General features: G+C 54.9%; 15 protein-coding genes. 13 read left to right on the forward strand and 2 right to left on the reverse strand.

Annotation, left to right across the window (positions count from 1 at the left end; all coding sequences use genetic code 11):
- Positions 1 to 76 precede the first annotated feature (76 nt).
- Complete coding sequence (locus tag DL346_RS29515) at positions 77 to 1078, forward strand: GerAB/ArcD/ProY family transporter (RefSeq protein WP_240633242.1); 1002 nt, start codon at positions 77 to 79, stop codon at positions 1076 to 1078.
- Between the two features lie 9 nt (positions 1079 to 1087).
- The gene (locus DL346_RS16665; RefSeq protein ID WP_112883289.1) at positions 1088 to 2167 is read left to right on the forward strand and encodes a Ger(x)C family spore germination protein; all 1080 of its coding nucleotides are present in this window, start codon (positions 1088 to 1090) and stop codon (positions 2165 to 2167) included.
- An 85-nt stretch (positions 2168 to 2252) separates the two neighbouring features.
- Here DL346_RS16665 and DL346_RS16670 read toward each other — a convergent pair whose 3' ends face one another.
- Entirely contained in the window at positions 2253 to 3113 is an 861-nt protein-coding gene (locus DL346_RS16670; protein ID WP_240633244.1) for a methyl-accepting chemotaxis protein, read from the reverse strand.
- Between the two features lie 122 nt (positions 3114 to 3235).
- Complete coding sequence (locus tag DL346_RS16675) at positions 3236 to 4111, reverse strand: NAD-dependent epimerase/dehydratase family protein (protein WP_112883290.1); 876 nt, start codon at positions 4109 to 4111, stop codon at positions 3236 to 3238.
- A gap of 384 nt (positions 4112 to 4495) precedes the next feature.
- Between DL346_RS16675 and prpB the strand changes: the two genes are divergently transcribed.
- From prpB to DL346_RS29520, 11 genes are all read left to right on the forward strand, one after another.
- The gene (prpB, locus tag DL346_RS16680) at positions 4496 to 5398 is read left to right on the forward strand and encodes a methylisocitrate lyase (RefSeq protein WP_112883291.1); all 903 of its coding nucleotides are present in this window, start codon (positions 4496 to 4498) and stop codon (positions 5396 to 5398) included.
- A 43-nt stretch (positions 5399 to 5441) separates the two neighbouring features.
- Entirely contained in the window at positions 5442 to 6884 is a 1443-nt protein-coding gene (locus tag DL346_RS16685; protein ID WP_112883292.1) for a bifunctional 2-methylcitrate dehydratase/aconitate hydratase, read from the forward strand.
- 157 nt (positions 6885 to 7041) lie between these two features.
- Positions 7042 to 9234: an ABC transporter ATP-binding protein gene (locus DL346_RS16690; protein ID WP_112883293.1), complete on the forward strand. Its 2193-nt coding sequence runs from the start codon at positions 7042 to 7044 to the stop codon at positions 9232 to 9234.
- Positions 9234 to 9740, forward strand: a complete 507-nt coding sequence (locus DL346_RS16695; RefSeq protein WP_112883294.1) for a DUF1854 domain-containing protein — start codon at positions 9234 to 9236, stop codon at positions 9738 to 9740. Before DL346_RS16690 ends, DL346_RS16695 begins: the two co-directional genes overlap by 1 nt.
- A gap of 219 nt (positions 9741 to 9959) precedes the next feature.
- A complete protein-coding gene (locus tag DL346_RS16700) occupies positions 9960 to 11522 on the forward strand; it encodes a response regulator transcription factor (protein WP_240633303.1) in 1563 nt (520 codons plus the stop codon).
- The gene (locus DL346_RS16705; RefSeq protein ID WP_112883296.1) at positions 11519 to 13225 is read left to right on the forward strand and encodes a cache domain-containing sensor histidine kinase; all 1707 of its coding nucleotides are present in this window, start codon (positions 11519 to 11521) and stop codon (positions 13223 to 13225) included. The genes DL346_RS16700 and DL346_RS16705 overlap by 4 nt, the downstream gene beginning before the upstream one ends.
- A gap of 169 nt (positions 13226 to 13394) precedes the next feature.
- Complete coding sequence (locus tag DL346_RS16710; RefSeq protein WP_112883297.1) at positions 13395 to 15329, forward strand: alpha-galactosidase; 1935 nt, start codon at positions 13395 to 13397, stop codon at positions 15327 to 15329.
- 108 nt (positions 15330 to 15437) lie between these two features.
- Positions 15438 to 16403 carry an ABC transporter permease gene (locus DL346_RS16715; protein ID WP_240633246.1) on the forward strand — a complete coding sequence of 322 codons (966 nt, stop codon included), beginning with the start codon at positions 15438 to 15440 and terminating at the stop codon, positions 16401 to 16403.
- Between the two features lie 25 nt (positions 16404 to 16428).
- The gene (locus DL346_RS16720) at positions 16429 to 17325 is read left to right on the forward strand and encodes a carbohydrate ABC transporter permease (RefSeq protein WP_112883298.1); all 897 of its coding nucleotides are present in this window, start codon (positions 16429 to 16431) and stop codon (positions 17323 to 17325) included.
- Between the two features lie 52 nt (positions 17326 to 17377).
- Complete coding sequence (locus DL346_RS16725; protein ID WP_165822541.1) at positions 17378 to 19027, forward strand: extracellular solute-binding protein; 1650 nt, start codon at positions 17378 to 17380, stop codon at positions 19025 to 19027.
- Positions 19028 to 19110: 83 nt separating this feature from the next.
- Positions 19111 to 21510: a hypothetical protein gene (locus DL346_RS29520; protein ID WP_112883300.1), complete on the forward strand. Its 2400-nt coding sequence runs from the start codon at positions 19111 to 19113 to the stop codon at positions 21508 to 21510.
- The last annotated feature ends 193 nt before the right edge of the window (positions 21511 to 21703 follow it).

Below are 21703 nucleotides of genomic sequence, written 5' to 3' on the forward strand. Positions count from 1 at the left end.
AAGGCAGGAATACGACCAGATGAAGCAAGGTATCTCGATCTCCGTGCTGTATATTGTGCTTCAATACGGCCTGCTCATGTTTATTTTCCCCCAGAGCGTTATCCAATCCCAGTCTTCAGGCCATTGGTTGACGGTTGTACTTGGATGGCTGCTCCAGGGCGTCTTGCTCTGGCTGCTCGTAGGGGGATTCAGGGAGGGAAAAGAGGACCTGCTGGTTTGCATATTGAAGTCAAAAAAAGCACCTCGGCTTATCTGGCTAGGGGTGTTGACGATAAGCAATATTTGCGTCATAGCTTTGATTATTCGCGGCCATTCGCAGTTACTGAAACTATTTTTTTTACCGAATACGCCGCTTTGGGTATTAATGGCGCTGCTGCTCGTCTCATCCATGTGTATTTCGTATGCCGGGCGCAATTCGTTATTGCGTCTTTCCTTGCTTGTAGGGATTTTTGGACTTCCGCTCGTGTTGATTAGCCTTGCGAGCTCGTTCAGCGATCTCTCCCTTCTCATGATGCGCCCCCTTCAACCGTCCTTATCGTTTCTGGGAGAACCGAAAATCTTGCCGTTATTCTTCATCTTCTCTCACACGATCGGTGTGATCGGCTTTTTTGGGCCGCTTTCCCGAATGGCCAAAAGATGGCTTTGGGGAGCATGGTTAATCTCCTTGTTTTTTTATCTGCTTGTCGTTTACATCCCGCTTGGCTTTTTCGGTCATGAGGCTGCAGCGCCCCTGCGGCATCCCTTGATTATCGTGTTGGATTCGATACGGGTGAATTGGTTTTTCTTTGACCGGCTTTCGCTGTTTTATATCATGGCCGTTTTGTTAAGCACGCTTATGAACGTAACCGGACTTCTCTGGCTGTCGCGAGCGCTTGCCAGCCGTTCGTCGGCCTTTATCCGATTGGCTGCGAATCCGATCACAGTGTCGGCGATTGCGCTTATTTTGGCGTTGCTCATCGTGAACATGAGCGAATTGGAAAAATGGACGGAATGGGGGGCCCCTGCTCGCTTTGGAGTCGTATTCGCGACAGTACTGGCAGGAGCATACTACCGCAGACAAGCGCAGCTTAGGAGGTGATCTGACTCTATGGCCTTTTGTTGCCGTAAAATAGTGCTCTCTTTCGTATCCATTTGCCTCATGCTAATCCTTAGCGGATGTTGGGACAGCCATGACATTAATCTGCGAACCATGCCGATTATCGTTGGCGTCGCAAAAGGTAAATCCTATGCTTACGATTTCACCCTGCAAATACCGATTCCCGCCGAGAAAGCATTGTCGATCAAGACCATCTCGCAAGAAGCCAACTCATTCAGTGAAGCCGTCGATATTTTGAGAATCAATATCGAAAATTATATCGACTTGTTAGATGTCGATATGCTGGTGTTCCATGAATCCGTTGCTAGGGAAGGACTGGAGGCAGAATTCAATAATGCGATCCGAACAAGGGACTTGCCTCCCAGAGCGTTAGTAGCCATTACGGATGCCAATATGAAAGAGCTCTTTACCAATACGAATAATGCCGTTCAAGCCGATGTGACGACTTTTTTTAAATTCTCGAATAAGGCTGCCGGCTGGACTCCAAAAACAGCGAAAATTCGATTATGGGAAGCTTATGAATCAACGAAATCCTATACGGAAGACGTCATGATCCCCATTATTCGCCCTGGTCGGGAAACAGTGCTTACCTTTCCCGGAGCAGCCGTTATGACAAAAGGGAAAATGGTCGCACGCTTAGGAAGCGAAGAAACCATGTTCGCGAACATCATTAGCAACCGTTATCAAGGGGCTGCAATCGAGGTATTGAAAAGCGCGAATATGACGATTCTAAGCGCTAAAGTGAAATGGAAGGCTCGCATAACGAACGATGGTCCGGCCTTGGATGGCAAGCTCCTCGTTAAAGCAGCCATCACGGAGTCCAAAGGGGAATATTCGGAGAGCGAATTGATCAAGGAACTGGAGTCGTACATGACTGAGCGGCTTAATCTGTTGACGGCGAAGCTGCAGCGTTACCGGAGTGACCCCCTAGGCTTTGGCAATCACTTTCGAGGCAAGCTGCCGATTGAAAAGCTGAAGCGCTGGCGCACAGACTATTACCCCAAATTGAAGGTCAATTATAAAGTGAAGGTAGTCATCAATAACTTTGGGAACTTAGAGCAGGAGGAATAAATCGCAAAGAGCCCTACGATTACGATCGTGGGCTTTTTGTGTGATGCTTGTAACAATCATAGCAATCGAAAAACGGGTTCATTGTTTATACGATAGCCGCCAATTTATCGGCCGTACTCGCGATATGCTCGTACGATCGTTTTAACTCGTTGATCGATTCGGAGTTGCCGTGAATTTGTTCATTGACTTTCTTAACCGATTGAATCATGAGGGCGATGGACTTCTGGATATCGCTTAGTTGCTTGGAGATCGACACGGCGGACGCTTTGCTGGAATCGGCCATTTTGCGAATCTCGCTGGCAACGACCCCGAACCCGCGCCCGTGGTCTCCTGCCCTCGCGGCTTCAATAGCCGCATTCAACCCGAGCAGATTAGACTGCGACGCGATCTCTTCGACGAATGAAGTGACCTTTTTGATTTCCTCCAGATTTTTCCTCACCACATCCGCTTCCCGATTCAAGATTTCCACATCATGCACGATCGATTGCGAAGCGTCGTAAACTTCATTGGTGCTGGCTGTCATTTGTTCGATGACGGCAATGAACTCATGCGTGCTATTGTCCAAAATCGTTTGATGTTCCGTGATATCCGAAGCGATCTTAATCACGGCTTGAACATATCCGTTGTTATCAATGACAGGCGTGTAAAAGGCATCCAACCAAATCGGTTGCTTTGCTTTCGTGATCCGTTGAACTTTATCGTGAAATGCGATGCCTTTGCGAAGATTGTCCCAGAACGTTACGTATTCTTGGCTTTCGGAGAAAGCCGGCAGACAGAGCTGCCTATGATGCATGCTTTGAACGTCTTGGGCAGAATAGCCCGCGACATGTAAGAAGTTTTGATTCGCCCACAGAATCTTCCCCTGTGGATCAAATACAATCAGCGCCTGGGATCGCTCAATGGCTCCAAACAATAACGTGGTTTCGATAGGAAGTTGATCGTTCATGATAGTACCCGCCCTATGTAGTTTTTGATTTCCTACCGTATTATCGTCAATAACCGTCCTATTTTTAAGAGGCTGAGCCAGCTTCCGCCACAAGCGACGTCTGACTCAGCCTCTTCAGTTGTTTACAGGTTATCCGGCAGCTCGGACGGAACGCGAAGACCGGCTACATCGATGCCCCGTTCATCGCGAGCCTTGAGGTCGCGGAGGAACTCGACGAACCCGATCGCCGGCTTCCAGCCGAGAACCTGCTCCGCCTCGGAAAGATCATGCTGCTCAACGGTGCCGGGCAGCTTGATCGCGTACTTCTCGATCAGCGCGCGTGCGCCGGGCACTTGCCGCTCGCACCAATCCGGGCCTAACTCTTTGAAGTTGTTCACGACTTCCTCCGGCATGCCGTGGTTGGTGTGTACGATGGTGCGGAAGAGGCCGAATTCACGGTTTAACGCAGCTTTCACCGATGCTGCCGTGGCTGCGGCGATGTCTCGGCGGTCAACGCCGTTTGCGAGCAGACGCGTACCGAACTCCAAATAAGGCCGCGGGATAAATTCGTGATAACGGAGCATCGCAATCGATGCGCCTGTTATTTCGTGGTAGGTTCTGCACAGATCCTCCCCGATGACCTTCGATAAGCTGTAAACCGATCCCCAGCCGTAGGCCATGGATGATGCATAGACGATAGCCTGGATGCCCTCTTGCCGGCATGCCTCAAGCACATTGAATGTCCCGTCTACATTCACGGCAAAAATCGTCTCGTCGCTAACCGGCGGGTTGTGCGCGCAATGCCATGCCGCCAGATGCACGACGGCGTCCATCCCTTTCACCGCACTGCGAACGTCGCCGGCCGTCCGGGTGTCGCAGCGGACAAATTCAACCTCGGCCAAATCAGCCGCAGGCGAGGGGAATACATCCGCCATCCTCACCGTATAGCCCGCCTGAAGCAGCGCCCGGCAGACGGCCTGCCCGCCGTTGCCGGAAGCGCCAGTCACAAGTACTTTCATTTTCGATTCCCTCGCTTTCTATATTCATCATAACGATTATAACATGGGGTGGGCGGAGAGGGGCTAACGAATCCAATCATGCTAACGAACTCAGCAGCGCTTATTTGCAGGAAAATGGCTCTTTTAGCCATGCTAACGAACTCCAGCAACCTTATTGGGATGAAAATGAACAGCTGGCGCGTATTTGAACCCGAATAACGCTTCGGGAGTTCGTTATGCTTAGCCAAAACGAGCTATTAAGGCAAACAGCGCTATTGAGTTCGTTAGGGCCGTTGGGCGATCAAAAGCGGTCGTATCGAATGGGGCGTATTCGAGGCCCGCCCGGAATACCTATATAACGATAAGCAGCGCGAACTAGAGGGAGAAAAGGGAGTGACCACGGACATGTCCAATCCACAACAATCGGCGGGACTGCGATTCAAGGAAGCGGTCCGAAGCGAGAAGCCGCTGCAAGTAGCGGGCGCTATTAACGCCTACGCGGCCATGCTGGCGGAGAGCGCCGGCTTCAAGGCGTTGTACTTATCCGGCGCCGGCGTCGCCAACGCCTCGTTCGGTTTGCCCGATCTAGGCATCACTACGCTGAACGACGTGCTGGAAGACGTGCGGCGCATTACGTCCGCGACTAGCCTGCCGGTCCTAGTCGATGCCGATACGGGCTTCGGCAGCGCGTTCAACATCGGAAGGACCATTCGCCAGATGACGGCGGCCGGCGCCGCCGGCGTGCACATCGAGGATCAGGTCATGGCGAAGCGCTGCGGGCATCGGCCGGGCAAGGCGATCGTCAGGCAGGCGGAGATGGTCGATCGCATTAGGACGGCCGTCGATGCGAGGACCGATCCTGATTTTGTCATCATGGCGCGTACGGATGCGCTGGCGGTGGAGGGCATCGACTCGGCGATTGAGCGGTCGGTCGCTTGCGTCGAAGCGGGCGCCGATATGATTTTTGCCGAAGCGGTGACCGATTTGGAGCAGTATCGCAAATTTACGGAGGCGGTCAAAGCGCCGGTGCTCGCCAACATTACCGAGTTCGGCCAGACGCCGCTCTTCACGACTGAGGAGCTGGGCCAAGCGGGCGTGAGCCTCGTGCTCTATCCGCTGTCCGCTTTCCGGGCTATGAACGCGGCTGCCCTCCATGTGTACAGGACGATAAGGGCACAAGGCACGCAGCGCGATGTTGTCGCCGACATGCAAACCCGCCAGGAGCTTTACGAATGTCTGGGCTATTACGACTACGAGAAGAAGCTGGATGAGCTCTTCGACAAGGAGAAGGATGAAGGCCGCTCATAACGGCGGCGCAGGCCCTAGACCCCATAAAGGAGGAATCATGCCTATGTCATCTCCGATCAGCAATGTCCGCGGGGAACCGGATAAGGTCATCGCCGACATCGCCGACTATGTAACGAATTATGCGATCAGCAGCGATGAGGCCATGCAAACGGCCCGTTTATGCCTGATGGATACGCTCGGCTGCGGACTGCTTGCTCTTCGCTACCCGGAGTGCACGAAGCATCTGGGTCCGATCGTGCCGGGCACCATCGTGCCGAACGGAGCGAAAGTGCCCGGCACGCAGTTCCAGCTGGACCCGGTGACGGCGGCCTTTAACATCGGCTGCATGATCCGCTGGCTCGATTACAACGATACATGGCTGGCAGCGGAGTGGGGCCACCCTTCCGACAATCTCGGCGCCATTCTTGCCATCGCCGATTATTTGAGCCGAACCCGCGCCGCGGAGGGCAAGGAGCCGCTGACCATGCGCACGGTGCTGGAAAGCATGGTCAAGGCGCATGAAATTCAAGGAGTGCTCGCGCTGGAGAACAGCTTTAACCGCGTCGGCTTGGACCATGTCATTCTCGTCAAGGTGGCATCGACGGCCGTTGCGGCGAAACTGCTCGGGGCCGGCAAAACGGAAATCGAGAATGCGGTGTCGAACGCTTGCATAGACGGACAAGCGCTGCGGACGTACCGCCATGCGCCGAACACGGGATCGCGCAAATCGTGGGCGGCCGGCGACGCGACGAGCCGCGCCGTACGTTTGGCGCTGATGGCCGTCAAGGGCGAGATGGGCTATCCGTCAGCGCTGACGGCGAAGATTTGGGGCTTCTATGACGTGCTGTTCAAAGGGAACGAATTCAAGTTCCAGCGCCCGTACGGCAGCTATGTGATGGAGCAGGTGCTGTTCAAAATATCGTTCCCTGCCGAGTTCCACGCCCAAACCGCCGTGGAATGCGCGCTGCGATTGCACAGCCAAGCGGCGGGCCGTCTGGATGAGATCGACCGCGTCGTACTGACGACGCACGAATCGGCGATCCGGATCATTGATAAGAAAGGGCCGCTGCACAATCCGGCGGACCGCGACCACTGCCTGCAGTACATGGCTGCGATCGGCCTGATTTACGGCGAATTGACGGCGGACCATTACGAGGACGCTGCGGCAAGCGATCCGCGCATCGACGCGCTCCGCGATAAAATGGTCGTGGTCGAGGATGCGCGCTATTCCAAGGACTATCACGATCCGGATAAACGCTCCATCGCGAACGCGATTCAAGTGTTTTTCAAGGACGGCAGCGCAACGGAGAAAGCGGAAACCGAGTACCCGATCGGCCACCGCCGCAGAAGGGCGGAAGGCATTCCGCTGCTGGAGCGCAAATTCGCGGACAATTTGGCGACCCGTTTCCCAAGCAAGCAAGCGAAGGCGATCTACGAGCTGTGCCAGGACCAGCAAAGGCTGGAAGCGACGCCGGTGCATGCGTTCTGCGATTTGTTTATTATCTGATGAGGGAACTCTGCTTTTTTTAGAAAAAGTTTACAGATCAAGCAGGAGATAAAAATAAAACGGCGAACATATATTCGTATTGGCGAAGAGGCTGATTATTCGTCCCGGTCCGGCATCCATTTTTGCCTAATAAATTCGCGACGCACAGGAGGGGAATATGTCTATTCAAGATCAGCTTCCGGAACAATTGCGGAAGCGGCTAGCCGAAGATCCGCTGTTCGGCGCTAAGGCCGACCTTCTTCATGACGGCCGATTCGGGGAACAGTGGCTGGCTATTACGGAACATGAAGTATCGGTATGGCAGCAGGATCATACACAGCTGCTCAAGCTTAAGATTTCCGAGCTTAAGGATGCGAGAGCCGTAGGCGCCGTCGGCGGCGGCACGCTGCTGGCCGATACGGGGAAAGGGCCAGTCGTCCTCGCGCGTTATACTTCGGCGCAATCGTCGATCTTCGGCTTCGCGGCCAAGCTGCTCGGCGCAATGGCCAAGAAGGAGGAACGCCCGGTCGTCTCGGAGCGCGATTTTCCGCGGTACTGCCAGAACTGCGGCAATCCGCTGTCCGAAGGCACGCAAATTTGCCAAATCTGTACGCGCAACGGCAAAGTAGCCGCCCGCATGCTTCGCTATACGAAGCCATACAAGCTGCAATTGGCGGCCACGGCCGTCCTGTTGATCGCGACTACGCTTGTGGAGCTCGTGCCGCCTTACTTAACGAAGGTGCTTATTGATGACGTACTGGGGCCGAAGGATGTCGGTTCGACGCTGATGCTGGTCATTCTAGGTCTGGGCGCGACGATGCTGCTGATGTCGGTCATGCAGACGATACGCGGCTTGATCGGTGTCTGGGTCGGCTCCAAACTGATGGGCGATCTGCGCAAAGACGTCTACAGCTCGCTCATGCGGCTGTCGCTCGCGTTCTTCGATCGGCGGCAAACCTCGCAGTTCATCGGAAGGGTGAACAGCGACTCCGAGGCCATGCGCCAGTTCATGACGGACGGCGTCGTGTTCATGTCGGCGGAGATGCTGCGCGTCGTCGCCATCTTCATCATCATGTTCGGCCTCGACTGGCAGCTGACGCTGTACGCGATTTTGCCCGTACCGGTCATGGTCGCGGTCTCGATGACGATCTGGCCGAAGATCGGACGACGCTGGTATCATCAGTGGCGATCCATCTTCCGCCTCAATACGCTTGTCGGCGACTCTTTGCAAGGGATTCGCGTCGTCAAGGCGTTCGGCCGCGAGCGCGACGAGATGGCGCGCTACAACGAAGCCAACGTGGAATTGGTACGCCGCAATATCCGGATGGAGGGGCTGTGGTCCTTCATGTTCCCGGCCTTCGCCTTCATCGCCGGGCTCGGCACGCTCCTGATCTGGTATAACGGCGGCAACAAAGTGCTGAGCGGCGAAATCCAGCTAGGCGTGCTGATGGCGCTCATCTCCTACCTCGGCATGCTCTTCGGTCCGCTGCAGTGGATCAGCCAGATGATCAGCTGGGCAAGCAACGCGATGGCGGCGGCGCACCGGGTGTTCGAAATTATGGATACGCCGTCCGAGGTGCCGGACGTACGCAATCCGGAACCGATCGGCGTCATCAAAGGCGATGTCGCCTTTGATAGCGTGACCTACGGCTACGAGAAGCATCATCCCGTTCTTAAAAACGTCAGCCTGCACGTGAAGGCCGGCGAAATGGTCGGCTTGGTCGGCCATTCCGGAGCGGGCAAATCGACCTTTATCAACCTGATCTGCAGGTTCTACGATACGGATGAAGGCGCGATCCTAATCGACGGTACGGACCTGCGCAGCATCAGCCAAGTCGACTTGCGCAAGCAGATCGGCGTCGTGCTGCAGGAGACGTTTCTGTTCGACGGCACCATCGCCGAGAATATCGCCTACTCGAAGCCGGACGCGACGCCGCTCGAAATCATGCGCGCCGCGAAGATCGCCAATGCGCACGACTTCATCGTGCGGCTGCCCGACGGATACGACACGCGAGTAGGCGAACGGGGGCATAAGCTCTCCGGCGGCGAGAAGCAGCGGGTAGCGATTGCCCGCGCCATCATCCATGATCCGCGCATTCTGATTCTGGATGAAGCGACCGCTTCGGTCGATACCGAGACGGAACGCCAGATTCAAGAGGCGATCTCCAGGCTGGTCAAAGGCCGTACGACCTTCGCCATCGCGCACCGTCTCTCCACGCTCCGCAACGCAGACCGGCTGGTCGTGCTGGAGCGCGGCAAGATCGTCGAGGTCGGCACGCACGAGCAGCTGCTGGAGAAAGAGGACGGCGTATACCGCAAGCTGGTTGACGCGCAGAAAGAGCTGTCCAAGATCAAGGGGGTTGAAGGCTGATGGCGGCTGCCGACGATAAGTATGATATCCGGATGTTCGCGCCGGACGATGTCTATTTCAGCCGCGGTTCGGGCGGCGTGTTTCAAGGCGTTATCGACGGAACGACGTACGATGAGCTGGAGGTATACCGGGCATTCCCGTTTCTGTATACGACGCAATATATTTCGGTCCGCAACACGAAGGGCGAAGAGCTGGGCATCATACCGGACATAGCGGAGCTCTATGAAGAGAGCGCGAAGGAGCTCGAGAAGGAGCTGCAGCTTCGCTACTTCATCCCTCGCGTTACGCGCGTCGACAGCGTGAAGCAGAAGTCCGGCCTGTGGATGTGGGAGCTGCAAACCCATCTCGGCTCGACCCGCATGGTGATGCGGAATTTGCACGAGCATCTGCAGTATCCCGGCGGCGGCCGCGTCATTCTGATGGATATTAGCGGCAAGCGCTGCGAGATCGCCGATTGGCAGGCGCTGGATGCGCACAGCCGCAAGCAGCTGGAGGAAGTACTGTAACTGTAATTCTAGTAACCTATCGATAGAGCCGTGCGGCCATGCCGCCCGGCTCTTTTGATTGCCATCCAGTTCCGCAGCCGTTTGGGAATTATTCATATTGGCGCGAATTATTCATATTGGCGCGTTCAGTAGATTCCGTTACAATGAGTAATGAGTTTTTTCGGATCCCTATGCCAACTCTAGTCTATCCATCTACCGAGGTGACTGCCTGTGTTCAAAATGCTGATCGTAGACGATGAACCATTCGAACGGGACGGGGTTAAGTTCCTGATCGATAAATACGGGCTGGAGCTCGAAACCTATGAAGCGGACAGCGGAGAGAGCGCGCTGGCTTTCATGATGGACAACCCTGTTGATATTCTGTTCACCGATATCCGGATGAAAGGAATGGACGGCCTGGACATGGCGGCCGAGCTTCGCAAGCGCGATATCCCGGTCAAGGTCATCTTCATGAGCGCGTACGGCGAATTCGAATATGCGCAGCGCGCGATCGATCTGAAGGCAATCCGTTACATTTTGAAGCCGGTCGAAGTGGAGGAGTTTCTTCGCGTCGTGAAGCAGGTCATGCAGCTTTGCGAGGAGGAGAGGCAGGCCAAAGAGCGGCAATCCCGCATGGAAGAGGCTTACCGCAGCAATGCGCACTACATGAAGCAGAAGCTGTTGTCCAATCTGATCATGGGGTACGCCTCGCCTAAACCGGATGAAGCCGACAGCCAAACGCAGGCGCAGCCGCCAGTTCCGATCGCAGCCTTGGCGGATACCTCGCATGTGCGGCTCATGCTGCTGGATTCGCGCAACAGGTTCTTCGATATGCTCGATCAGGATTTCGAGCGCAGGCTAGGCGAAATGATCGACAGCGGCTTCGAGATGGCCCAATTGAACGAATTCCAGAGCTTGCTCGTCGTCGAGGCCGATACGGAGCAAGACCGAGAGCAGCTAATCGAGCAAGGCAACCGGCTTATCAGCTGGTTCCGGGCAACCTACGGCGGAGATGTAAGCGTAGTCATCGGCGGCCTTGTCGACGAAGCGGGGCAGCTGTACAGCCAGTTCCACCAATTGGAGTCGATGCTGGAGTATAAGTTTTTCTATGACGAAGGCACGGTTCTGCTTGCTTATCCTGCTGCCGCTAGCGCCGGCAGCGAGACGGCTGCGGTAGAGGAGGCGCTGGAGGAACTAAGGCAGAACATAAGCCGCTCCCGCTTTGACAGCGCCAAGCTGCGTTTCGAGCAGTTGTTCGGCGAATTGCAAAACAGCGAGCAGGTTCCCGTGACTTATATTAAATATATGTGCACCGAGATCGTGAAAGCGGTGTTCGACGCCTCCGCGAAAAAGAATGCGGAGCCGTTCAAGCTGAATCTCGAACAGATTTACAAAGCAGCCAAGCTTAGCGATCTCAAGCGGCTCGTGCTCGCGATCATGGAGGAGCAGGAGACGCAAGGCGCCGGTTCATCCGATGCGATGCCGAAGGTCATCGAGAGCGTCGTCGACATGATCGAGAAGGAATACGGCTCCGATCTGTCCTTGGAGCTGCTGGCGGAACGCGTTTATCTATCGCCGAGCTATCTCAGCCATCTGTTCAAGAAGCATAAAGGCATCAGCTTCAACAAATATTTGACGATCTATCGAATGGAGAAGACGAAGGAGCTGCTCCTGACGACGAACCGCAAAATCATCGACATCAGCCAAGAGGTCGGCTACAACAATTTTCCGTATTTCAGCTCCTTGTTCAAGAACCATTACGGCAAGACGCCGTCCCAATTCAGGGAAGAGACCGCGGTATGAAGCGGGCGGCCATCTCGCTGCTGAACCGGATGCGCTTCAAGCAGAAGCTGTTCATCTCCTACCTGATCGTTATCATCATCCCGATCCTTGTGCTCGGCTGGTACGCCTACAACCAATCCAAGCAGATGCTGAACATTCAAGGGATCCAAGGGATCGAGAAAAATATCGATACGATTTCGGGCAGCATCGACAGTTCCGTGGAGCGGTACAACCGGGCGGTGCAGTCCATCGTATTCAACAAGACTTTTCAGAAAATCGTCGCGAACGACTACAGCGATCTCGTCAATCTCTCCTACGACTTGAAGGAATATTTGTCTCCGTATTTCAACATGATGTCGGTGTTGGACAGAGATGTTGAGAAAATTACGTTTTATACGCAAACCTATGTGCCGGAATACGGGGATTCCGTGCTATCGGCGGATCGCGTCAAGGAAGAAGGATGGTACAAGGAAGCGATGAAGGGCAGCACCGGCAGCCAATGGTTCTTTCAAGACGGGCTGATCGTGGTGAACAAGTTTCCGCAATTTTTTACCGACAAGACGGTCAATATCGTCTATATGAAAATCAACGGCGACAGCATGTTCCGAAACGTTGCGGAGCTGGCCAAGGATTACAGCGTCGTGCTGACTGATGGACACGGCCGGGTCATCTACGCCAATCAGAACAAGCTCTACCCGCATGTCGGCCTCAATGAATTGCAGCGCTTGAAGGAAGGGGCGATCACCTTCGGCGGCGTCGATGCGTTTCTCGTCAAGAAGACGGTGAAGCAGACGAATTGGACGATCTACTGCATCGTGCCGGCAGCCGAGATGTCCCGCAACGCTGGCTCTATCCTCGATGCGACGCTCATCATTATCGGCGCCTGCATGGTCATCGTGCTGATCGTCATTTGGATCTTCTCGCGGACGATGATCCGGCGCGTCTATTCGCTGAACTCGCTTATGAAGCGAGTCGAGATCGGCGATCTGAGCATGAAAGTCAGCAGCGAGTCGAAGGATGAAATCGGCGAATTGACAAACCGGTTCGGCAGCATGCTCATCCGGCTGAACGGGCTGATCGATGAGCTGTTCCGCAACAAGATCGTTCAGAAAGAAGCGGAATTCAAGGCGCTGCAGTGGCAGATGAATCCCCATTTTCTGTACAACACGCTGTCGTTCATCAATTGGAAAGCGCTGCGCAGCGATGCGCCGGACATCAGCAAGGTCGTTACGACGATGTCCAAGTTTTACCGGACGGGGCTGAACCGCGGAGACAGCCTGATCCCGATCCGGGACGAGCTGGAGCATGTGAAACTGTACATCGAAATTATCCAAATTACGAAGGACCACAGCTTCGATGTCTTGTACGAGATAGACGAGGCGGTGTTCGACTACGCGACGATCAATTTCATTCTGCAGCCGCTGGCGGAGAACGCGATTATGCACGGGATTAACCGTAAGGAAGACGGCGGCCGCGGCCTGCTTCAGGTGAGCGCGAAGCTCATTCAAGACAAGGTGGCGTTCACGGTAACGGACAACGGGCCGGGCATGCCGCCGGGAATCGCCGAAACCATTCTCGAGAGCCGTTCCTCCGGGTATGGGTTGAAGAACGTGAACGAGCGGCTGCTGATCAAATTCGGCTCCGAATACAGCTTCGGGGTCAGGAGCATCCTCGGCGAGGGCACGCAAATGCAAATCATCATTCCCCGGTATATCCGGCCGTAAAAGTCTGTCCGCTTCTTGGACAGGCTTTTTTTATCAACAGCAAGTGCGTAAAAAACTGAACGGTTTCCAAAATATTTGATAATTTCGAATCGGAACGGCACTGCTATAGTTGGATTAGATTTTAATAGCGCTTACATTGCGCTTGTGAATGAGAGGGGTTCGAATCCGCATGGGGATTACGATCGAAAACAACAAAATCAAGTTGATGAATGAATACATCCTGCGCGAGTTTGATATTTCCAGCGGGCCGGTTTCAACCGCATACAAGATCCGCCCCCATGGATTGTCGCGGGGGGATGCGTGGATCCCGGTGTTTTCCTTTGAGCCTTGGCTTCCGTTCGAAGCGGCCGTAACCGTGAACGGAATTGACTATGAGGCGGGACCTCATAAGCAAACCAAGGACTGGGATCGAGAAGGAGCTTTTGATGTAACGCGCGTCGAACAAGGGAAAGGCGTTTACGGCGATGTTTTAAAGCTGTATTGCCGGGGAAGAAACGATCAAGTTCCGGGACTTGAGCTGATGATTGAGTACGAGATTGCCGATCGGCTGCCTTTGTTGTCCAAATCCGTGAGAGTGAGCAACATTTCCGGGGAAGCCATAGTTGTCGATAACGTATGCGTCGATATCGCGAGATTGTTTGAAGGAAAGCTTGAATTAGCGGTGTTCAGCGACTATTACTGGGATATTCGCAGGGACGACCCGTACTATTTTTCGTTTACCCGTTTCGAGTTTCCGGAGAAGATCGGCATGGAATTGAAGCCCGGGGAATCGTTCGAAACCTTCAAGTGCTATGAAGCGGTGACATCCGGCGATAGGGACGAAGCATCCATCATCCTTCACCGGATATACAAAGAACTAGCGCCTTGGATTGCCAAGCCTTTGATTAAACATATCGTGAATTCTTGCACGGCCTATGAGGAGCTGCTAGAGGTTGCCGACAGAGCCTCCGAGGATGGGATCGAAGCGGTTGAACTGTTCGTCGGACAGTTGTTTACAAATACGGGAGACTATATTCCGAGGCCCGATCTATTTCCGAACGGGTGGGAAGATATGAAGAGGATGGTAGATTACTATCATGCAAAGAACATTGCCGTTCTCCCTTATTGTTCCACGACGATCGCATGGCCGGACAGCGAGGTATTCATTCAACATGCGGACTGGCAATACCTAGGTCCCGAGGGGATCCGCTATAACCCGTGGGGATTGGGCAATATGTGTTACCAATCGCCTTGGGGCGAATATATCGAGGGCAAGCTGCTTCATCTTCTGGATGACATCGGCTTTGACGGTCTGGGACTAGACGGCCCCTATCACAGGCTGCCATGCCTTGCCGACGATCATAAGCATCCGAATTCACATTGCGTCGAATACATGAACTGGCTTTGGGAGAAAAGTTTTTTCGGGGAAATCACGAAGCGGAACAAAATCATTACGGTGCCGCAGGAGATGCAATCGATGTTTCTCGGCGCTCACCAGCGTCCGGGCGGGTATCGGGAAGAGGACCAGAACGCCATGGGCGGAATGCCGCTTGTGGTGACGACAAGAGCATACACGTTCGACTCGCGTTACAAAGATCCGGCATGCGCGACCTGGACATCGTGCAACTTGGAAGAATACCATGGGCACAGCATTGAGCCTTCCGAAACCAATCCGGCCACGTATGATCATGCTTTCGGCGGCGTATTCGGATACGGCCATTGCGGAGCTTTATATGGCAAGCACCTCTACTATGGGGATGTCACGCGGGCTATTTTCCGGAAATGGGTCGCCTTCTTCAAGAAATATAGACGAACGCTCGCCGGGGAAATGGTGCATCTGGCCAGACCGAACGGCTTTGAGCCTGACGCGGTCATGCACGTATCGCCGAATGCGGAAATTCCGGCTGTGCTTGTTGTATTTAATCCGGTCGATGAAGAGAAACAAATCGCTCTGGAGCTGCCTTTGAAGTATGCAGGCTTTACCGGCGGGAGTCTGGTGAACATTGAACGTGTTGGTTCGATCCAATTGGATTCGCGGGGGCATGGCATTGTCAGGCTGAATCTGCAGCCTTTTGAAATTTTGACTTTGGCAGTAGAATCCGATCGGCCAACAGCAAGTGCGTAAAAAACTGAATGGTTTCCAAAATATTTGATAATTTCGAATCGAAGCGCCCCTGTTATAGTTGATTTAAGAGAAATAGAGCGCTTACATGACGGAAAGGAGTGCCGCTAAGTGAACGATACCGTGATCACGGCCAAAGCGGATTTGGTCCTGACGAGAGCAAAGCTTCGGAAAGAACGATGGAAAAAATATAAGCAATACCGCGCCTTGCTCATCATGATGATTCCGGCGATGCTCTACTATCTCGTGTTCCACTACCTGCCGATGTACGGCGTGCTGCTGGCGTTCAAGGACTTTAAGATTTTGCAGGGCGTTTGGAACAGCCCCTGGGTTGGCCTCGACATCTTCGAGAAAATATTCCATGACGAGTACTTCTTCACGGTACTCAAGAACACGATGATCATCAGCTTGTACAAGCTGCTGTTCGGTTTCCCGGTCCCGATCATCTTCGCCCTCTTGCTAAGCGAAGTCATGAATGCCCGCTACAAGAAACTCGTCCAGACGGTTACCTACCTGCCTCACTTCATCTCTTGGGTCGTGCTCGCAGGTATCTTCTTTACCATGTTCTCGCTGGAAGGACCGGTCAATACGTTGATCAAGCTGTTCGGCGGCGATCCGGTGCTCTTCCTGGCGGATCCGCGGTACTTCCGGTCCATTCTTGTCATCACGAGCATTTTCCAAGGCTTCGGCTGGGGCTCGATCATCTATTTTGCGGCGATTTCGAACATTGATCCGCAGCTGTACGAAGCGGCGATCATCGACGGAGCGGGACGATTCAAGCGGATGTTCTACATTTCCATTCCGATGCTGGTTCCGATTATCGCGATTATGCTGATTCTCTCGATGTCAGGCATTCTGGATGCCGGCTTCGACCAAATCTTCAACATGTACAACGTGCAGGTGTACAACGTCGCGGACATTATCGACACGTACGTCTACCGCAAAGGGATCGTCGAGATGAACTATAGCTACGCCACGGCAGTCGGATTGTTCAAATCCGTCGTCGCCCTCATCCTGATCTTCGCGGTCAACCGGCTGGTGAAGCTGATCGGCGGGAAAGACCACGCGCTATGGTAGTACGAAACGGGGAAGGTGAGACCACATGATCAACGTGAAAAAATCGGCGCCCGACAAGCTGATCGATGCCATGATCTATTTCATTCTAGCCGTCATTATGCTTCTTACGCTGTATCCGTTCTGGACGCAGGTCGTCATCTCGCTGGATGGCGGGGGCGTAGACAGCGCCGCCTACTCTTCGGGCATCGTCCTCTTCCCGTCCGAGCTCACATTCGGCAGCTACAAGCTGGCGCTGCAATTCAACGAGCTCTGGACCGGCTACGGCTATACGGTGCTTCGAACCGTGCTGGGCGTGATTTTATCCATCGTCTTTACGGCGATGACGGCATACCCGCTCTCCAAGAAGGATTTACCGCTGAACAAAGCGTTTACGAGCATCATCTTATTCACCATGCTGTTTGCCGGCGGGACGATTCCGTCCTACCTCCTAATCAAGGAGCTTCATCTGATGAACACGGTCTGGGCGCTTGTCGTCCCAGGCATGATCGGCGCGTTCAACGTGCTGATCATGCGCAACTTCTTCCGCTCCATTCCCGAAGAACTGGAGGAGTCGGCACGGGTGGACGGCGCAGGCTATACGCGGATTTTCACGCAGGTCGTGCTTCCGCTGTCGAAGCCGGTCCTGGCGACCGTCGCGCTTTGGGTCGGGGTCGGCCACTGGAACGCTTGGTTCGACTCGCTGATCTACATCACCGATCCCGATAAGCAGGTGCTGCAGGTTGTCCTGCGCAAAATCATCATTCAGAACAACACGTCGGACATTACGCTGCTCATTCAGAACCTCGGCAAGGATACCAGCTTCTCCGGCCGCCAGCTGCAGGCCACCGTCGTCATGTTCTCGATTCTGCCGATGCTGATCGTGTATCCGTTCATCCAGAAGTATTTTGTCAAAGGCGTCATGATTGGGGCTATTAAGGGATGAAAATCCTTTCAATAGATAAAGAAAAAGCATATAAGAGAAAGGGTTGGTTCATGTGAAACGCAGCAAAAAACGATTAGTATCAGGCGCTATCGCAAGTGTTCTTGCAATCTCTGTCCTTTCGGCGTGCGGCAATTCGGGCTCGAACGGGAATACGCAACCGTCGAACGACCAGGCTCAATCGAATACGTCGGCAAACAGCGGCAATACGGCTGCGGCTGATAATAAGCCGGCCGAGAAGAAGCTGCTGAAGTTCTGGACCGCAAGCCCTGAAATCGCCAAGCCGGACGCGCCGGGCGTGAAGGCGATCCGCGATAAATTCGGCGTCGATGTCGAGTTCGTGCCGACCGGCGGCGAAGGCTTCAAAGAGAAAGTGAACCTGATGATCTCCTCGGGCGATATCCCGGATTGGATGAAGGAGCCATCCTTCACGGATTACGATAAATATTTGCAGCAGGGCATCATTTCCGAAATACCGCAGGAACTGATCGAGCAGAACATGCCGAAATACGTGGAATGGCTGAAGCGCTTCTTAGGCGAAGATCCGTTCAAATATGTCAGAAGAGACGGCAAAATCTACGCGCTGCCGGTCATCTGGGATATCGGCATTGACGGCCTCGACCTGGCGTTCCGCGAAGACTGGATGAAGAAGGTCGGCGTAACGAAAACGCCGGAAACGCTCCAAGAGATGGAAGAGCTCCTGACCAAATTCCGCAACGAAGATCCTGATGGAAACGGCCAGAAGGATACGTACGGCATGACATCGGCCGGCGATAATATCGAAAGCATGTTCAGCTCCGTGTTCGGCGCGTTCGATGCATATCCGAATATTTTCCGCGAGAAGGACGGCAAGATCGTCCGCGGCGAAATCGAGCCTGGCGCGAAGCAGGCGCTTGAAGTGCTGAACCGCTGGTACAAGAACGAGCTGATCGATCCCGAGTTCGTCGTCAACAAGGGCAATAACGTGGAAGATAAAGTGCTCACGGACAAAGTAGGAGCGATGGAGTTCTACTGGTGGGCATTCCTGCCGGGCAACGCGTTCCTTGGCGGCGAGCAGTGGTACGACAAGCTGAAGGCGAAGCACCCTGACTTTAACTTCGCAATTACGGGCGGCGTGAAAGGTCCGGACGGCAAATACGGCATTTCCCAGTACAACCCGGCCTACGCTTCCGGCGTCGTGTTCGGCAAGCAGCTCGAGCAGGATCAGGAGAAAATGGTCAAGTACATGCAGGTGTTCGAAGCGTCCCAGTTCGAGCCTGAAATCTATGAGAAGCTGAACTTCGGCGAGAAGGATCAGCAGTGGAAGATCGGAGCGAACGGCACGGTGGAGTACATCGGCGCGTACACCGACGAGAACGAGCGCAAGAAGCTCGGCCTTGGCGGCTACTCGATGAGCGGCTCGTTCAACGACTACGATTTCCAAACGTCGTATACATCCGATGCGAGCATGCGCCAATTAGCCAAGGATACGAGAGCTAAGGGCACGCGCAATATCGATATTCTGGCTCCGTTCAACAAGCCGATTTATAACGAAACGCAGGATAAGCTGAAGCAGTTCACGACGCAAAACTTCATCGACTTCATCACCGGCCGCAAGTCGCTGGATGACTTCGACAAGTTCGTGGCGGAGTGGAAGAGCATGGGCGGCGAGAAAGTGCTGGAAGAAGCGCAGCAAGTGTACGACGCCAACTTGAAGCAGCAGTAACGTAAATACGGCAAGGTCCGATGTCCTTCCCAGGCTTGCTCTTGGGGAGGACATCCATTTTTAGCGTGAGGGAGATGCGGGAAATGGTGCAATTTCAAGCGGGAAGATTAACCGTTCAGCTCAACCATAATGGCGGAGCGATCGGGCTGAAAGATACGTTAAACGGAAGAGAACTGGGTGCTCCGGGTGTAAGCTCTCCCCTGCTGCGCATCGTCACGGGCAAGAAGATCGAGGAGCCGGCGTATGCTCTGTACGATGAAGCGTCAGGCGAGCTTTCCTTCCACTTCGAAAGGTGCAAAGCGCAGGTGGATGTAGCGGTAAGCGCGAAGGCGAAGTATGTCACGTTCGAGGTGACGCGGGTCGAGGAAGAGGGCGGCAAATCCGACATCGATGCGATTATTTGGGGGCCTGTTGCAACGGCGTTGTCCGGCTCGATCGGCGAGTCCGTCGGCGTCGTCCATGACGGCGAGCTCGCGCTTGGCCTGCTGGCGCTGAATATGAAGACCGTCGGCGGCTGGCCTGCCGAGCTGGAGCGGCTCGAGTTTGCAAAGGAGCCATATGAGGACAGCAAATTCGACTACGATCAGAGCACCGCTTGGCCGATTCCAGACGGCAGCCTGCTGCAAGCCTTCGTGCGCAATCGGACGAAGGGCGGCCGCCGGCCGGTCTGGAATTTGAACGATATCGAAGTGGCGCCGCTGCACCGCGAGGATGATGCCGTTATCGTCGGATCGTGCATCGCGCTGTTCGGCTGCCTTGTCGGCGACGTGCTGGAGACGATCGAAGCGGTTGAGCTAGGCGAAGGTTTGCCGCATCCGATGCTGGAGGGCGAGTGGAGCAAAACGGCGAAGGCCGCCACGCAGTCCTATCTCATCACGGATTTCTCGGAAGCGACGATCGGCGAAGCGGTACAGTACACGAAGCAGGCGGGCCTCCGCTATGTCTACCATCCGGATCCGTTCTCGAAATGGGGACATTTCGCGCTCAAGCCGGGGCCATTTCCGCGCGGCGACGAAGGCATGCGGGCATGCGTGGAGGCGGCGGGCCGCGAGGGCGTGAGCGTTGGGGTGCACACGCTGTCCAACTTCACGACGCTGAACGATCCGTATGTAACGCCGATTCCGCATGAAGGGCTGCAGCGCGTAGGCACTTCCCGGTTGACGGCCCCGGTGGAGATAGAGGGCGGCGAGATCGGCATCGATGATCCCCGTCCCTTCAAGGAAAGCCTCTACCGCAATTCCGCTGTCATCGGCAGCGAGATTATAGAATACGAGTCGGTATCGGAGGAAGCGCCGTGGAAGCTGCTCGGGGTTCGGCGCGGGGTGAACGGCACGGCCGCATCGCGCTATGAAGCAGGTGAGGAGATCGGCCGTCTGTGGGATCATCCGTACGACGTCTTCTTCCCGGACATCGAGCTTCAGGAGGCCTACAGCAGCCGGATCGCCGAGCTGTTCCGTTCGACGGGTCTGAAGCAAATTTCGTTCGACGGGCTTGAGGGCTGCTTCGCAACGGGCCATGACGGCTACGGCGTGAACCGCTTCGTTCAGAAATGCTACGAGGGCTGGGATACCGAAGTCATTAACGACGCAAGCATCGTCGTGCCGAACTATCTCTGGCATATTTTCACCCGGTTCAATTGGGGCGAGCCTTGGGGCGTCTCGACGCGCGAAGGGCAGCTGGAATGGCGGCTGACGAACCAGCGCTATTTCCGGCGCAACTTCATTCCGCCGATGCTCGGCTGGTTCCAGATCCGCTCGGTCTCCGACCGCTTTGAGGCGACAACGATCGATGAGATCGAGTGGGTGCTGTCGAAGGCTGCGGGCTTCGGAGCGGGCTTTGCGCTGTCGGCCAACATGGACGTGCTGAAGCGCAACGGCAATGTCGACGCGCTGCTGAAACAAGTGCGCCAATGGGAAACCGCCAGAAGCCGCGGGGCATTCTCGGAGGAGCAAAGAGAACGGATGCGCGATCCGAAGAGCGATTGGCATCTGGAGCCGGCGGGCGAAGACGGCTGGCAGCTTGTACCGGTCAGCATCTCGAAGCCGCTGGTATGCAATCCGGCGGAGATGCAGCCGGGGCAACCGGGCGGTTCGGACTGGGCGTTCTATAACAAGTTCGGCGAGCAGCCGCTTCGCTTCACGCTGCGTGTCACGCCGGCATACGGCAATGCCGATGCGCTCATTAAGCGGCCGACCTTCTATACGAACGGCGTGTATATGACGTTCGATACGGAGGTTTGCGCAAACGAATATCTCGTCTGCGACGGAGACCGCATAGGCAGGATCTATGATTTGAATTGGAATTTGCAGCGGACGGTGACGGCTTCCGCGGACGCGCCGACCGTGCGGTCAGGCGGCCAGACCGTATCGTTCGGCTGCAAATTCGAAGGCGATCCAAAGCCGGTCGTCAGCGTTACGGTGAGCACGCGGGGCGAGGCGGAAGCCGTGCAGGCGGAAACGGCAAAAGCGGGGAGCCGCTCATGATGACGGTTAGCGGGAGCTGGATACGGGAGGAAGCGTTCGTGCTTAATGCCGGCGCTTCTGACCATTTCGTGATATTGGATGAGGCCGGGAGGCTGGGTGACGGGGAGCTTGCTTTTACGTTGACCCCGCTTGGTCTAGCGGGCAAAGTCGGCGCGCTCATTCGATATTCTGCGCCGGACAGCTGGATCTGCAT

Source organism: Paenibacillus montanisoli (genome assembly GCF_003268025.1).
GTDB lineage: Bacteria > Bacillota > Bacilli > Paenibacillales > Paenibacillaceae > Paenibacillus_Z > Paenibacillus_Z montanisoli.